This is a genomic window from Glutamicibacter uratoxydans (genome assembly GCF_006539925.1).
GTDB lineage: Bacteria > Actinomycetota > Actinomycetes > Actinomycetales > Micrococcaceae > Glutamicibacter > Glutamicibacter uratoxydans.
Map to the genome: position 1 here is coordinate 1 of NZ_BJNY01000012.1, position 14,523 is coordinate 14,523.

Sequence of the window (14,523 nt, forward strand, 5' to 3'; positions counted from 1 at the left end):
GGCGGCCGGCAACAGATATTGTCTGTTGCCGGCCGCCGTTTTGCTACCTGGAAGGCTGGCTAGTTTGCAGCTTTGAGCATCGACTTGACCAGCGGCCCTGCAGTTTGCGCTCCGCCATTACCGTCTTCGACAAAGGCCGCAATCGCAATGTCGCCCTGCGCGGCGATGGCCCAGGCGTGGGCATTGCGTTCGCTGTCATATTCCGCGGTGCCGCTCTTGCCGATGATCTTGCCCTCTCCTGTCCCCTTCAGGTCTTTCAGGGTTCCGTGGTCGATCACTTGGGCCATCATGCTTGCCAGCTCGGTTGCCTCCTCCTTGGTCAGCTTCGATGCCGGGGCGGCCGGTGCCTTGGGTTCGGGGCTCAACACGAGCTTCGGAGACACGGTGTGCTGGGCTTGGACCGAGGCGGCAACGGTTGCCATCCCCAGAGGAGATGCCTGCACGACGCCTTGGCCGATCATATTTGCAGCCTGTTCCGTGCCGGTGGAATCCGTAGGAACCGAACCGAGCTGCGCGCCGGCGCCGGTGCCGTCTTCACCAGTAAGGCCTAGTGCGGCCGCAGCTTCGGCCAGCTTCTTTCCACCGATCTCTGCTCCCTGGTTCAGGAACACGGTGTTGCAGGATTGCGCGATGGCCTCGGACAGCGGGATGGTTCCCAGTGCGCTGGTTGGGTAGCCGTCGTAGTTGCTGAAGGTGCGCCCATCGATGGTCGTGGTGGCAGGGCACTGCACCTTGGTATTTGCGTTGTCCCCATTGCGGATCATGGCCAGGGCGCTGATGACCTTAAACGATGAGCCCGGCGCATATTTGCCTTGAAGCGCGGTATTCAGCCCAGAGGACACCGGTCCGGAGGATGCCGCGAGCACTGCACCGTCCGAAGGCCGGATGACGACGATGGCAGAGTTCGACTTGGCATCTTCCAAGAGGTCGTCTGCCGACTGCTGCAGTTTCTGGTCCAGTGTCAGCTGCACGTCTTTGCCGTCGGTTGGCTTGCTGGTAAACAGTTCTTCCTGGGATTCCTTGTCGGCGTTGTACCGGGCGATGCTCACCCCGTCCTCACCGGACAGCGTGTCGTTGTAGGCGGCCTGCAGGCCCGAAAGCCCTACTTGGTCCCCCGCACGGATCTTGCCCTGCGACTTTTCAATGACTTCGGCGGTGGCCTCCCCCACCGAGCCCAGCAGCGGCCTGGCAAAATTGCGGCTTGGAGCCAGCGGAATCTCGTCCTTTTGGGCTACCGCTCCGGGAATCTTTGCGATCTGTTCGTCGGTGGCTTTGCGGGTGGAGTCATCGCGCAGCACGATTGCCTGCACCCAGGCCTTGTCTCCGGCAGCCTCGACCTTGGCTACGTAGGCGTCAGGGTCGATTTCCACGAGCTTTGCCAACGCCTTGGCCGAGGACTTCCATTCCTCTTTGGAGGCGCGGGTCTTGTCGATGCCGACGTTCACTACCGGACGATCGGCAACAATGTTCTTGCCATCCCCGTCGGTGATGTTTCCCCGCGCTGCCGGTACAAAGCTGGCGGCGAGGAAATCTCCCTCAGCCAAATTCGGCGCGAGGATTGCCGGGCTGAAACGCAGCTGCCAGGTTTTTCCCTGGTCGTCGTATTCCCACACGGCCTTGGTCTGGTACTTGAAATCCTGGTCCGTGTCATCGACATCCATCACCGTATCGATGGTGGCGGTAGCTGTTTTGACACCATTTTGTTCCTGCTCGTCGACAGCCACCGACCCCAGGGAGCTCTTGCGGGCGATCCCGTCAAGCTTGCCGAATGCGGTCTTCACATTTTCTGCGGCCACCGCGGCGTCGGTGTCGGTAAAGCTCACCGCCGAAAAGTCGCCTGAGTTCAGGGCCGCCACCAAGGCATCGGCAGATCCCGTAGGATCTGCTGGTGCCGAGCTGCAGGCGCTGAGCGAGCCTGCGACGAGAGATGCAATGGATAGGGCGATGACTTTGCGACGAAGTGCTCTCATGGCGCCATTCTATTGGCCGGCTTCAAGAACCGGCAATGACATGACGATTAATCGAGTTCAAGGGTGTAGACGATGAGCAGAATATCGGTATTGGGCACATACCAGTCGCGCTCTTCCCTGCGCACGAATCCCATGGATTCATACAGGGCCCGAGCCGCTGTCCAGTCCTGCCCCGTCGTCAGCGAGACGGTGTGGACTCCGGGTTCGCGGCGTGCCCTGTCGATAGCAGCCTGCACCATGGCGCGTCCGGCTCCCGAACGCTGCACCGATGGATCCACACTGAGCATCCGGATCTCCAGCTCGCCCTCCAAGGCGATGTCCGCGTAGCCGTTGCCGAAGGTCACCAGCGTCATTGAGGCAATGGCCCGCCCGTCGCGGCGCGCTACATACACTTCGGCTTCTTGGGCCCGCGCATCGACCTTGCGCACAAATTGCAGGTATTCGTGTTCCGGGTCGTCAAAGTGGCCCGCATGCAGGTAGGCGTCGACGGTGATGTCGCCTACGCGCTCGTAGTCAGCTTCGCTGGCCAGTTCGATGCGCAGCGCACCATCGGTGATTCGGAAGTGTTCATTCAGAGACATAGTTTCTTAATTTTGCCACCTTCCCCGGCCGGCGAACGATCCTGTTTCCGCGCTGCTGAAGATGGGGCTTCCAAATCGTTACAGCCGAGCGCACCTAGGCTTTCAGTGACCCAAGGAACAGATTAGATTCCTAGTCAGATTCCATTTATCAAATCTTTACCCAATTTTCCGGCTTCCTATGGTAGCTCCACGGCCTGCGCATTTGGCGGAAACAGCACTTGCCAAATGTTTGTTAGTAAAGTTAACTAACAGTCATGACTTCCACCTCGGGCACCCGCAGAAGCATGACCCGGCGAACCGCTTCCCTGCCATCCCACGGCCGCGAACACAACCTCGCCCTCGTGCTGCAGCACCTCTACGCCCAGGGGCCCATGAGCCGGGCGGACCTGTCCCGCGCCAGCGGGCTGACCCGCGTGACCATTTCAGATCTGGTCACCGAATTGATGTCCCGCGGACATGTGATCGAGCTGGGCACCTCCAATGCCAGTCGCCCCGGCAAGCCGAGCATCCTGGTGGACATCAACCGCAAGGGCCTGCAGATCATCGGCGTCGACCTGGCAGACTCTGCGGTCATGCGCGCCGCGGTGATGGACCTGGACGGCAACGTGCTCACCCGCGTGGAACTTGAAACCAACGACGAAAAAGGCGAAGCCGCCACCGCCCAGGTCATCGACCTGACCGGGCAGGCAATTGCCGCAGCCACCGAACGCATCATCGGTATCGGCGTGGGCACCCCCGGCATCGTCAACAACGACGGGCTGATCCTCACCGCGCCGAACTTCGGCTGGACCAATGTGGACCTGCACCGCGAAATCCATGAACGCTTCAGCCTTCCCACCCATGTGCTCAACGACGCCGACGGCGCCGTCATGGGCGAGCACACCTTCGGCAACGGCAGCGCCCACATGATGCTGGTCAAGCTCGGCCGCGGCGTGGGCTGCGGAACCCTGGTCAACGGCGTGCGGGTGCGCGGCGCCAATGCCGCCTCCGGCGAACTGGGCCACGTCATCGTGGGCACCGACCAGGGCCCGTTGTGCATCTGCGGCAAGCACGGATGCTTGGAATCCTGGGTTTCCATCCCCTCCATCCGCCGGGCCCTGGCCCAGCGGCCCGAGGGCATCTCCCCGGAAGAACACCGCGCGAAGATCATGCAGCAGGCCGCCGAGCGCCTGGGCATCGTGTTGGCACCCATTGTCTCGGTGCTGGACATCCAAGACCTGGTCATCGCCGGTCCTGCGCGCTTCGTCGACGACCAGCTGCTCGCGGCGCTGCAGGAAACCATCACCGCACGCACCAATGCGTCACAACGCCCGAATTTCACGGTCCAGCTGTCCGAAAACCCGGATGACATCGTGCTGCGCGGTGCAGCCGTGAATGTGCTGTTCAACGAGCTGGGGGTGGCCTAAGCAATCAACCACCTTCCTTTGTTTCATTCAGAACCTAGTTAGATTCACTCGCAACACCATTCCCGAAAGGAACCTTCGACGTGAAGAAGAAGACAATGCTGTCTCTGGCCGCCACGGTGGCCGCCTCCGTTGCCTTGACCGCCTGCGGCGGTGGCTCGACTGCCCCTGCACAGACTTCTCCCACCGCCATGGACAAGGAAGCCAACGCCAGCAAGTCCATCACCCTGTGGCTGGCCGGCGGCGACACCCCTGACGAGCTGCGCACCTACCTGAAGGACACCTTCAAGGAGAAGACCGGCGCCACCTTGAAGATCGAGGAACAGGGCTGGGGCGATCTGATCACGAAGATGACCACCGCGCTGCCGGATGCCAACAACACCCCCGACGTTGTGGAAATGGGCAACACCCAGTCACCGACCTTCACCAACATCGGCGCTTTCCTTGACCTGAGCGACATGTTCGACGAGCTCGGCGGCGCGGACCTGATCCCTTCCTTCGTGGAGGCAGGCAGCGTTGACGGGGCCAAGTTCACCCTCCCCTACTATGCGGGCTCCCGCTACATGTTCTTCCGCAAGGACCTGTGGAAGGAAGCAGGCGTCGAAGCGCCGAAGACCCTTGATGACTTCAACTCCGCAGTGAAGACCATCACCGAGAAGAACCCGCGCGAAATCAAGAACTTCTCCGGCTTCTTCCTCGGCGGCCAGGACTGGCGCAACGGCGTCTCCTGGATCTACGCCAACGGCGGCGACCTGGCCAAGAAAGACGGCGACCAGTGGGTCTCCACCCTCTCCGATGAGAACACCCTCAAGGGCCTTGAGCAGCTGCAGGCCATCTACAAGGACGCTTCCAAGGCCCCTTCGGATGCCAAGGACGTCACCCCGTGGCTCTACATCAACGACGCCGACCAGATCCTGGACGAGGCGGGCAAGCCAACCGGCAAGACTTCGCTGTCCGCTGCCACCATCATGGCTCCGAACTGGGCCCGCTGGTCCATCGGCGACATGAAGAAGGTCGACGGCAAGGACACCCGCGTCTGGAACGACGACACCTTCGGCATCTTCGCCCTGCCGGGCAACGACGGCCAGCCGGCCCCAGTGCTGGCAGGCGGCTCGAACATCGGCATCTCCGCCAAGAGCCAAAACCCGGAACTGTCCAAGGAACTGCTGCGCATCATCTTCTCCGAGGAATACCAGAACATGCTGGGCAAGGCAGGCCTTGGCCCGGGCAACCTGAAGTACTCCTCCTCGCTGGGTGACGACCAGTTCGCCACCACCGCCATCGCGGCCATGAAGAACTCCAAGCTGACCCCTGCCGCACCGGGCTGGGCTGCAGTTGAGACCAACCAGGTCCTGGAAGAATTCTTCGGCAAGATTGAATCGGCAACGGATCTGAAGGCCTTGGCGGCGGAATACGACGCCAAGATCACCCCGATGCTGAACCTGAAGTAGTTCCCAGCAGGCAGCGCCAACGGTGGTCGAAGCGCACAGCGCTTCGGCCACCACTGGCGCCGCCGCCCAGCACCCCTGCACTGACACCCAGCAAGGAACCCCGTCATGACCTCCCAGCTCTCCGCGCCGAAGAAGGCGAAGGACCGGGCGCAGCCGGCACCGGATGCGGCGCCCCAACGCCCCCGGTCGCGCGCCTGGCTGCTGATCCTGCCCACCATCGTGCTGCTCGTCCTTGCCCTGGGCTATCCGGTGGGCTGGCAGCTGGTGACCAGCTTCCAGGAATTCGGCCTGAAGCAGCAGTTCGGCCAGCCGCCGGAATTCGTAGGCTTTGACAACTACATCCAGCTGCTGAGCGACTCGAACTTCTGGGTGGTGCTGGGCCGCTCGCTGCTGTTCTGCCTGCTCGCCGCCGGATTCACCGTCATCTTCGGCTTCCTGCTGGCCTTGCTGATGAAGCAGGTGCACAAGTCCATCCGGCTGATCCTGCAGATCGCCCTGCTGCTGGCCTGGGCCATGCCGGTGGTCGCCTCGATGACCGTCTGGGTCTGGCTGGTTGACTGGCGCCGCGGCCTGCTGAACTGGCTGCTGGTGAAGCTCGGCGTGGATGCGCAGGGGCACAACTGGCTGGCCGACCCGGTGACCTTCTTCATCACCGCACTGGTCATCGTCGTCTGGGCTTCGGTGCCCTTCGTCGCGCTGAGCATCTACGCCGGCCTGACCCAGATCTCCGAGGAGATGCTGGAAGCCGCAGCCATGGACGGGGCCACCGGCTGGCAGCGCACCCGACTGATCATCCTGCCGGTGATCGCTCCGGTGCTCTCCATCGTGATGCTGCTGCAGCTGATCTGGGACCTGCGGGTCTTCACCCAGATCAAGCTCCTGCAGGACGCCGGAGGCGTCGCCAATGAAACCCACCTGTTGGGCACCTACATCTACCAGGCCGGCGTGGGATCGGGATCCTTCGGCGTCGCCAGTGCCGTGTCGGTGCTGATGCTGCTGATCACCGTCGCCATCAGCTGGTACTACGTCCGCTCCCTGATGAAGGAAGAGAACTGATGCGCACCAAGCTCGCCACATACTCCGCAGGAATCCTGGCACTGGCAGCGGCGGTGATCTGGGCCTTCCCGGTGTACTGGATGCTGAACTCCTCCCTGCTGCCGAACACCACCCTGCAGTCCACCACCCCGCATTTCCTCCCGCTGGGCGGATCCTTCGACAACTTCAAGGCGGTGCTGGCCGACGGCGGATTCGTGCGCGCCCTGGGCGTCTCGCTGACAGTCACCCTGGCCACCGTGCTGGTCTGCCTGGTGGTGGCATTCCTCGGCGCGCTGGCCATCAGCCGCTTCCGCTTCCGCGGACGCAAGTCATTCATCCTGGCGCTGCTGCTGATCCAGATGCTGCCCGCCGAAGGCATGTTCATCGCCCAGTACAAGATGTTCTCCTCGCTGAACATGCTCAACTCGGTCATCGGCCTGACGGTGCTCTATGCCGCGGCCGTGGTGCCCTTCACCATCTGGATGCTGCGCGGCTTCGTCGCCGGCGTCCCGGTGGAACTGGAAGAGGCTGCCATGGTGGACGGGCTCTCCCGCACCCAGGCCTTCCTGCGCATCACCTTCCCGCTGCTGGCCCCGGGCCTGGTGGCCTCCGGAGTGTACGCCTTCCTGCAGGCCTGGAACGAGTTCACCGTGGCCTTGGTAGTCATGACCGAAGAGCAGTCCAAGACCCTGCCGCTGTGGCTGCGCTCCTTCATCCAAGCCTCCGCCACCCGCGAAACCGACTGGGGCATGGTCATGGCCGCCTCCACCCTGGTCGCAGTACCTGTCATCATTTTCTTCCTGCTGGTCCAGTCCCGGATGTCCTCCGGCCTGGTCGGCGGCGCCGTGAAGGGATAATTTATGGATACAACTGCCAACGACGCCGCCGTGCGCACCCTGGCCCGCCGCGTGCTGATGCCCGGCTTCATCGGCACCACCCTGCCTGACTGGGTGGCCGAAGAACTACGCGCAGGACTCGGCTCGCTGTGCATCTACGGCGGCAACATCCACGACAACCAGCAGCTGGCAGCCCTCATGGCCCAGGTGCGCGAAGCATCCCCCGAAGCCATCCTGGCCCTGGACGAGGAAGGCGGGGACGTCACCCGACTGCACTACCGCGACGGCTCCAACCAGCCGGGCAATGCGGTGCTCGGGCGGCTGGATGACCCGCAGCTGACCCGGGCCAGCGCCCGCGCCATCGCGCGGGAAATGCGCTCCTTCGGCTTCAACCTGAATCTGGCGCCGGATGCCGACGTGAACACCAATGCCAAGAACCCGGTGATCGGCGTGCGCTCCTTCGGTATCAGCCCGCACAAGGTCGCCATGCACACCGCCGCCTTCACCGTGGGCCTGCAGGGTGAAATGGTCGCCGCCTGCGCCAAGCACTTCCCCGGCCACGGAGACACCTCCACCGATTCGCACCTGGCCCTTCCGGTGGTGGCGGTGGACCCCTTCACCCTGGCCGAGCGGGAGCTAGCCCCCTTCACCGCGGCCATCCAGACCGGCATCGCCGCGATCATGACCAGCCACATCATGGTCCCCGCCCTGGATCCTGAAAACCCCGCCACCTTCTCCAGCGCGATCCTCGGCGACTTGCTGCGCGGCGAGCTCGGCTTCGAGGGCGTCATCGTCACCGACGCACTGGACATGGCCGGAGCCAGCGCTGAAACCGGCATCCCGGTGGCCGCCGTGCGCGCCCTGCGCGCGGGAGCCGACCTGCTGTGTCTGGGCACCGACATGACCCGTGATGACTACGAACTGGTCATCGCCGCGATCATCCATGCGGTGCATGAGGGAACCCTGGACATTGAGCGGCTGCGCGACGCGGCCGAACGCACCACCGCGCTGGCCGTGCACTACCGCCTTGGCGACGAGGCCTGCGAACCGGTTCAGCTGGCGGTGGGCGATTGGGCCCGCGCCTTCGAAACTTCCGAAGCGCTGGAAGCCTGGAGCGCATCGAGCGCTCCGGTGCAGCTGGTCCAGGTGGACACCGACAGCAATATGGCAGTGGGGCGCGTGCCCTGGGGCTTTGCCAGCGTCGCCGACACGGTGCCTGCAGACCAGGTCGATCCGCGGGCAAAGGTCCTGCTGGCGGCCCGGGCAGTGGACGAGGAGCATGCGGTGCACGAACTGGCCGCGCGCCTTCGCCGCAGCGGCCAGCAGGTGCTGGTGTGCAACTTCGGCTGGCCTGCTGACGGCGCGGACATCACCACCTACGGGGCCTCCCCGGTGCTTGCGCGCACGGTGCTTGAAATGTTGCAGGTGCCCACGGCATAAAGATGCCGCGGACGGACCTGCGCTGAAATAATAAATGGCAATAGCGCCAACGATGACGTTGCCTTCGACTCGCCGCCGCATCCCGCGGCGCAAACACTCTTGAAGATTGGAAACTCATGCGCGTACTCATTGGCTCCAGCCCCGAAGAAGTTGCACGAATCGCCGCCGACAATGTCCTGGCCGGACTGGCTGAACACGGCAACGGCGCCCAGCAGGTGCTGGGCCTGGCCACCGGCTCCTCCCCGCTGGGGCTGTACCGCGAGCTGGCAGTGGCCGCGGCTCAGGGCCGCGCCGACTTCTCCAGCACCCTGGGCTTCGCCCTGGATGAATACATCGGTATCCCCGACACCCACGAACAGTCCTACCGCCAGACCCTGGTCAACGAGGTCTGCAATGTCATCGGCCTGCCGGTCTCCGGGCTGAACGTGCCCAAGGGAACCGGGTCCACCGTGGCAGAGGTCCAGGCGTCGGCCGACGCCTACGATGCGGCGATCAAGGCCGCCGGCGGCATCCAGGTGCAGATCCTGGGCATCGGCGCCAACGGCCATCTGGGTTTCAATGAGCCGGGCAGCGCCCTGACCAGCCGCACCCGCATCAAGCGCTTGGCTTCCAAGACCCGCCAGGACAATGCCCGCTTCTTCGACGGCATCGAGCATGTCCCCACCCACTGCGTCACCCAGGGCTTGGGAACCATCCTCGAAGCTGGTCGCCTGGTGCTGGTGGCCACCGGCGCGGGCAAGGCGGATGCCATTGCCGCCGCGGTGGAAGGCGCTCTGTCGGCATCCTGCCCGGGCTCGGTGCTGCAGCTGCACCGCGATGCAGTGGTGGTGCTTGACGAGGCTGCAGCGTCCAAGCTGGCCCAGCGCGAGTACTACGATGATGCCGCCGCAGGAATTACCGACGAAAATCTGGTCGTCGGCTAGTCTCGCCTCATGGCAGTGTATTTTGAGTGCGTTACCCGGACCGCGATGAGCGTCGAGCAGCTCTTTGAGAAGTCATTGAGCATTGACGCCCACACCGCTTCCATGGCGCATTCGGGTGAGAAGGCCATCGGCGGGGTCACCGCCGGCGGCATCACACTGGGAGAGCAGGTCACCTGGCGGGCACGGCACTTCGGCATCCCGTTCACCATGACCTCCAAAATCACTGCGCTTGATGCGCCGCGCTCTTTTACCGACCAGCAGCAGCGCGGGCCTTTCAAGTTCTTCCGCCACGAGCACGAATTCATCGCCGCGCGGGGCGAGACCATCATGGTGGACAGGATCCATTTCGAGGCCCCGCTGGGTCCGCTGGGCTGGATCGCCGAACGCCTGGTGCTTGGCTGGTATATGCCGAAGCTGATCCGCACCCGCAACGAGTTCCTCGTCTCCTAGGCAACAGAGCATCTCCTAGCCGACAGCGGATTTCCTAGTCAACAACGGCACTGAGCAGGTGACGGCTCATTGCGCAGTTGGACGCATCCTCGGGTTTGCAGTTGGGCACCGAGGTGGTGGTCGCGACGGTAATGGTTGCAGCGTTGCCGCTAGTGCGCGGATCCAAAGGCAGCACAGCTTGATACGATCCGTCGGAATTCATCGGCGCGCTGGTCTCCAGCAGCTGGTTGAATTTCGAGTTTTCGACTTTCAAGGTGATGTCCACGGTGCCCGGGACGCTGGCAGGATCAAGGCAGTCAACCGGTCCTGCTTCGATGACTACTTCCTTGCCCATCTGGATTCCATTCTGGGCAAAGTTCGGCGATTGGTATTCGCACGCGACAGCCTTTGGCGTGCCTACCAGGCTGGTCGACAGCAAGTAGCCTGCAGTGGCCACCGCCACCAGAACTGCGAGAATCATGCTGATGCGGGCAACAAAACTGGCGATCCGGTACATGTGTGCCCTCCCTATTGGCTTTGCCAAAGCCTATCGATGCCATCCCCGGAAGTCTCTGGGGATCGGGACACAAGCAGATAACAAAAACTTTCGGTCTGGACCTCGCTGCCACCCCGGACAGCCGACGCGTCAGTCAATCACTGGCTGATGCCTTGCCAAGCCAAACGGTAGGGTAGTGACCATTCGCCCCCACGAAAAGGTCTTCCACTGAATATGCTGCGCAATGAAACTCGGCCATCTAGCAATCTCGTGTTCCAGGCGGCTGTGGCCGCCTCCCATATTTTGACTCCCGTGGTGGTGGCAACCTTCTACATTGTCACCTCTCCCCTGCGCAATGCCTCGGTGTCGTGGTCGCAGGCCGCAGTTGCCGCGCTGTTCACCACGATCATTCCGTGGGGTATGCTGCTCTCGGCCAGGCTCCGAGGCGTGGTCAGCGACCTGCACGTGACCCAGCGGCAGCAGCGCCACTGGCTCTACGCTGTCACTGCCGGATCAATCATCGCCGGCCTGCTGGTCCTTCGCCTCATGAATTCCGGCGGTGCGATTTACAGCGAAGTCGGCTCCATCCTGCTGGGTCTGGCAGTGGTGGCGCTGATCAATATCTGGTGGAAAGTGTCAGTACATCTGGCCGTCGGGACTTTCGTGGCGCTCCAGTTCGGCGACGCCATCCCGGAGCTGTACCCGCTGATCATCTGCTTCATCGCGCTGCTGTCATGGGCACGCATTAAAAGCAACGAACACACCGCTTCGCAGGTCTGCGGCGGCGTGTTCGTTGCTGTCTTGGTCTACTACGGCTCGATGGCTATTGCCGGCGGGCTGTCCTAGGCATCCTCATCGGGCAGCGGCAGGACGGAAGGGTCTACCAGGCCGGCGTACTGCCAGCCCGGGTAGCCGACGGGGCGGCCCACCGGGGTTCCTGCTTCCTCCGCGATCAGCGCGCCAGCGGCCCAGTCGTATTCCTGGGTACCGAATTCAACATAGGCGTCCAAGGATCCCTCAGCCACCAGGCACAGGTCCAGCGCAGCAGACCCCAGCCGGCGCACGTTGACGTACTCACCCAGCAGCTGCTGCAGCACCGATGCCTGGAATTCGCGGCGCTTCGGATCGTAGCCGAAGCCGGTGGCCAGGATCTTGGAATCGCTGGGCTTCGGGCCCGTCAGCTGCACCAGCGAATCGGTGCGGATGTCGCGCTTGAAAGCTCCCAGGCCGCGCCCGGCAAAGTACTCTACGCCCAAGGCGGGGGCCACCACGGCGCCTGCCACCCACACTTCGCTGCCATCGGCCTGCTTCTCGCAGACTCCCACCGATGAGCAGTAGTAGGCGATGTTGCGCACGAAATTCGTGGTGCCATCCAGCGGATCGATGCTCCAGCGCAGGCCGCTGGGGTGCACCGGCTTGGCGCTGGGATACTCTTCGCCGGTCAGCTCGTCGTTGGGGCGCGTGGTCTGGATGGTGCGGCGGATCGCTTCTTCGGCGGCGCGGTCGAAGTCGGTGACCCAATCCCCCGCCGCAGACTTTTCATCCGTGTTGAACTTTGATTCGTCGCGGCGCGAAAGCACCTCGGCACCGGCGGCTGCCGCCTTCCGGGCAAGAAGCACCAGCGGGTCGTGGGCTACTGTGCGGTCCATGCTCATTCTCCTTCTGCTTCCAGTGCGACCTCGCGGGCCGCTTCCGGGCCCTGCCCCAGCAGCACTTCGAAGCCTGCCTCGTTCAGCACCGGCACGCCCAGGGAATGGGCCTTGTCCAGCTTGGATCCGGCGGCTTCTCCGGCGACCAGGAAATCGGTCTTCTTCGATACGCTGCCGGTGGCCTTGCCGCCGCGGACGATGATGGCTTCCTTGGCGGTGTCGCGTGAGTAGTTTTCAAGGGTTCCGGTGACCACGATGGCCAGGCCTTCGAGGTTCTTGGGGGTATTGACATCCTGCTCGTCGACCATCTTCACCCCCGCTTCCTGCCAGCTGGTGACAATCTGGCGGTGCCAGTCCACCTGGAACCAGTCCACCAGCGCCTCGGCGATGATCGAGCCGACGGAATCGATGTGGCTGAGTTCTTCCACTGCATTGCCCGCGTCGATCACTTCCAGCAGCGCCTGCATGGAGCCGTAGCGGGTGGCGATGGCCCGCGAGGCATTGGGGCCGACGTGGCGGATGGACAGCGCCACCAGCACACGCCATAGCGGGTTGTCCTTGGCCTTTTCCAGCTCGGCGAACAGCTTTTCGGTGCTCTTGGTAGGCACCGAAGGCTTCTTGGCGGTGGCCTTGGTGAAGAAGTACGGGACCAGCTCGAACTTGCCGGTGCCTTCGCCCTTGGAGCGCTTTTCGCGCCAGACCTTGACCTCGGCCAGCTCCTCCAGCTTGTCCTTCAGGCCGAAGAGCTCTGCTTCATTGTGCAGCGGGCCCGATCCTGCCGGCAGGATCTGGCCGCCCTGGGTTGCGGGGTCTTCGCCTGGGCCGCTGGTCAGCGCCGCGGCCGCCTCATAGCCCAAAGCCTCGATGTCCAGGGCGCTGCGGCCGCCCAGGTACGCGACGCGTTCGGTCAGCTGCACCGGGCAGGACTCGGCGTTCAGGCAGCGGATGTCCACGTCGCCTTCCTTGGCCGGGGCCAGCGGCTGGCCGCAGGAAGGGCAGTTGGTTGGCATCACGAATTCACGCAGTTCGTCATTGCCTTCGCGCAAGGCCAGCACCGGGCCGACGATCTCCGGGATCACGTCTCCCGCTTTGCGCAGGATCACCGTGTCCCCGATCAGCACGTTCTTGGCCTTGACCACTTCCTGGTTGTGCAGGGTGGCGCGGGCGACGGTGGAGCCGGCGACGAAGACCGGCTCCATGATGCCGAAGGGAGTCACGCGTCCTGTGCGCCCCACCTGCACCTGGATGTCCAGCAGCTTGGTGTGGACTTCTTCTGGCGGGTACTTGTAGGCCACGGCCCAGCGCGGTACGCGCGAGGTGTAGCCCAGCTGCTCCTGGGTGGCCAGGTCGTCAACCTTGATGACAATGCCGTCGATGTCGTGGATTAGTTCGTGGCGCTTTTCGCCGTTCTCCTTGATGAAGTCCATGACCTCGCCCAGCGAGCCGACCACCTTGCCATAGGGAGAGACCGGCAGGCCCCAGGCGCGCATGATCTCGTAGGCCTGCGACTGCTCGGTCAGATCGAAGTCGTGGCTGCGGCCCAGGCCGTGGACGAACATGCGCAGCGGGCGTTTGGCGGTCTGCGCCGGGTCCTTCTGGCGCAGCGAGCCGGCGGCGGCGTTGCGCGGGTTGGCCAGCGGGGCCTTGCCCTGCTCAATCAGCTGCTCGTTGTAGGCGTTGAAGTCTTGGGTGGCGATGAATACCTCGCCGCGGACCTCGAATTCCGCGGGCCAGCCGGAGCCTTCCAGCTGCTGCGGGATGTCAGCGATGGTCAGCGCGTTGTGGGTGACATCCTCGCCGGTGGTGCCGTCGCCTCGGGTGGCGGCGCGCACCAGCTTGCCGTCCCGGTAGGTGAGGTTCAGGGCCAGGCCGTCGATCTTGACTTCGCACAGCCAGCGCACCGGCGTGTTCGGCTGCAGCCGGGTGGCGTTGGTTTCGGCGCGGGTCAGCCAGGCTTCCAGTTCTTCAAGGGAGAACACGTCTTCCAGCGAGTACATGCGGCTGGCATGGGTGACCGGCGAGAAGGCCGAGGAGACTTCTCCGCCGACCTCCTGAGTGGGCGAGTCCTGGCCTGCCAGGATCGGGTAGGCGGCTTCCAGCTGTTCGAGCTCCAGGAACAGCGCATCATATTCGGCGTCGGAAACCAGCGGTGCATCCTGCTGGTAGTAGGCCTCGCGCTGAGCGCGGATCTGCTCTACCAGCACCTCGTAGCGTTCACGGGCCTGCGCTGGCGGGGCATTCGTCGTTTCAACTGGCGTTACAGGATTTTCACTCACGTATCCAATTGTGCCCCACGCACCCTACAGTTCC

General features: G+C 63.6%; 13 protein-coding genes. 8 read left to right on the forward strand and 5 right to left on the reverse strand.

Going from position 1 to position 14,523, the window contains the following annotated elements; translation table 11 throughout:
* Nucleotides 1-59: 59 nt before the first annotated feature.
* Both AUR04nite_RS11080 and AUR04nite_RS11085 read right to left on the reverse strand, forming a co-directional pair.
* Complete coding sequence (locus tag AUR04nite_RS11080) at nt 60-1,970, reverse strand: penicillin-binding transpeptidase domain-containing protein (RefSeq protein WP_141364979.1); 1,911 nt, start codon at nt 1,968-1,970, stop codon at nt 60-62.
* A gap of 47 nt (nt 1,971-2,017) precedes the next feature.
* Nucleotides 2,018-2,551, reverse strand: a complete 534-nt coding sequence (locus tag AUR04nite_RS11085) for a GNAT family N-acetyltransferase (RefSeq protein ID WP_141364981.1) — start codon at nt 2,549-2,551, stop codon at nt 2,018-2,020.
* A gap of 254 nt (nt 2,552-2,805) precedes the next feature.
* On the opposite strand from AUR04nite_RS11085, the gene AUR04nite_RS11090 reads away from it, so the two are divergent.
* The 7 genes from AUR04nite_RS11090 (at nt 2,806) to AUR04nite_RS11120 (ending at nt 10,089) form a co-directional block, all read left to right on the forward strand.
* Complete coding sequence (locus AUR04nite_RS11090) at nt 2,806-3,957, forward strand: ROK family transcriptional regulator (RefSeq protein ID WP_141364983.1); 1,152 nt, start codon at nt 2,806-2,808, stop codon at nt 3,955-3,957.
* Nucleotides 3,958-4,037: 80 nt separating this feature from the next.
* Nucleotides 4,038-5,405: an extracellular solute-binding protein gene (locus AUR04nite_RS11095; RefSeq protein ID WP_246055500.1), complete on the forward strand. Its 1,368-nt coding sequence runs from the start codon at nt 4,038-4,040 to the stop codon at nt 5,403-5,405.
* A 105-nt stretch (nt 5,406-5,510) separates the two neighbouring features.
* Nucleotides 5,511-6,461 (forward strand): carbohydrate ABC transporter permease, encoded by a 951-nt coding sequence (locus tag AUR04nite_RS11100; RefSeq protein WP_141364986.1) that lies wholly within the window; start codon nt 5,511-5,513, stop codon nt 6,459-6,461.
* Nucleotides 6,461-7,297 carry a carbohydrate ABC transporter permease gene (locus AUR04nite_RS11105; protein ID WP_141364988.1) on the forward strand — a complete coding sequence of 279 codons (837 nt, stop codon included), beginning with the start codon at nt 6,461-6,463 and terminating at the stop codon, nt 7,295-7,297. Before AUR04nite_RS11100 ends, AUR04nite_RS11105 begins: the two co-directional genes overlap by 1 nt.
* Nucleotides 7,298-7,300: 3 nt before the next feature.
* A complete protein-coding gene (locus AUR04nite_RS11110; RefSeq protein WP_141364990.1) occupies nt 7,301-8,716 on the forward strand; it encodes a glycoside hydrolase family 3 protein in 1,416 nt (471 codons plus the stop codon).
* Nucleotides 8,717-8,832: 116 nt separating this feature from the next.
* Nucleotides 8,833-9,639: a glucosamine-6-phosphate deaminase gene (locus AUR04nite_RS11115; RefSeq protein WP_141364992.1), complete on the forward strand. Its 807-nt coding sequence runs from the start codon at nt 8,833-8,835 to the stop codon at nt 9,637-9,639.
* 9 nt (nt 9,640-9,648) lie between these two features.
* On the forward strand, nt 9,649-10,089 hold the full coding sequence (locus AUR04nite_RS11120; protein WP_141364994.1) for an SRPBCC family protein: 441 nt from the start codon (nt 9,649-9,651) through the stop codon (nt 10,087-10,089).
* A 34-nt stretch (nt 10,090-10,123) separates the two neighbouring features.
* Here AUR04nite_RS11120 and AUR04nite_RS11125 read toward each other — a convergent pair whose 3' ends face one another.
* The gene (locus AUR04nite_RS11125; protein WP_141364996.1) at nt 10,124-10,585 is read right to left on the reverse strand and encodes a hypothetical protein; all 462 of its coding nucleotides are present in this window, start codon (nt 10,583-10,585) and stop codon (nt 10,124-10,126) included.
* Between the two features lie 249 nt (nt 10,586-10,834).
* Here AUR04nite_RS11125 and AUR04nite_RS11130 point away from each other — a divergent pair, with 249 nt between their 5' ends.
* Nucleotides 10,835-11,410, forward strand: coding sequence for a hypothetical protein (locus tag AUR04nite_RS11130; protein WP_141364998.1), 576 nt, complete (start codon nt 10,835-10,837; stop codon nt 11,408-11,410).
* Here AUR04nite_RS11130 and AUR04nite_RS11135 read toward each other — a convergent pair.
* Nucleotides 11,407-12,213 carry an inositol monophosphatase family protein gene (locus tag AUR04nite_RS11135; RefSeq protein WP_141365000.1) on the reverse strand — a complete coding sequence of 269 codons (807 nt, stop codon included), beginning with the start codon at nt 12,211-12,213 and terminating at the stop codon, nt 11,407-11,409. The two genes, AUR04nite_RS11130 and AUR04nite_RS11135, sit on opposite strands and share 4 nt — an antisense overlap.
* A gap of 2 nt (nt 12,214-12,215) precedes the next feature.
* Nucleotides 12,216-14,489 carry an NAD-dependent DNA ligase LigA gene (ligA, locus tag AUR04nite_RS11140; RefSeq protein WP_246055501.1) on the reverse strand — a complete coding sequence of 758 codons (2,274 nt, stop codon included), beginning with the start codon at nt 14,487-14,489 and terminating at the stop codon, nt 12,216-12,218.
* Between the last annotated feature and the right edge of the window lie 34 nt (nt 14,490-14,523).

Excerpts from the sequence above, each read along its gene's own strand:
- AUR04nite_RS11080 (WP_141364979.1), bottom strand. The coding sequence starts at position 1,970 with ATGAGAGCACTTCGTCGCAAAGTCATCGCCCTATCCATTGCATCTCTC.
- AUR04nite_RS11110 (WP_141364990.1), top strand. The coding sequence starts at position 7,301 with ATGGATACAACTGCCAACGACGCCGCCGTGCGCACCCTGGCCCGCCGC.
- AUR04nite_RS11085 (WP_141364981.1), bottom strand. The coding sequence starts at position 2,551 with ATGTCTCTGAATGAACACTTCCGAATCACCGATGGTGCGCTGCGCATC.
- AUR04nite_RS11105 (WP_141364988.1), top strand. The coding sequence starts at position 6,461 with ATGCGCACCAAGCTCGCCACATACTCCGCAGGAATCCTGGCACTGGCA.
- AUR04nite_RS11125 (WP_141364996.1), bottom strand. The coding sequence starts at position 10,585 with ATGTACCGGATCGCCAGTTTTGTTGCCCGCATCAGCATGATTCTCGCA.
- AUR04nite_RS11100 (WP_141364986.1), top strand. The coding sequence starts at position 5,511 with ATGACCTCCCAGCTCTCCGCGCCGAAGAAGGCGAAGGACCGGGCGCAG.
- AUR04nite_RS11090 (WP_141364983.1), top strand. The coding sequence starts at position 2,806 with ATGACTTCCACCTCGGGCACCCGCAGAAGCATGACCCGGCGAACCGCT.
- AUR04nite_RS11115 (WP_141364992.1), top strand. The coding sequence starts at position 8,833 with ATGCGCGTACTCATTGGCTCCAGCCCCGAAGAAGTTGCACGAATCGCC.
- AUR04nite_RS11120 (WP_141364994.1), top strand. The coding sequence starts at position 9,649 with ATGGCAGTGTATTTTGAGTGCGTTACCCGGACCGCGATGAGCGTCGAG.
- AUR04nite_RS11135 (WP_141365000.1), bottom strand. The coding sequence starts at position 12,213 with ATGGACCGCACAGTAGCCCACGACCCGCTGGTGCTTCTTGCCCGGAAG.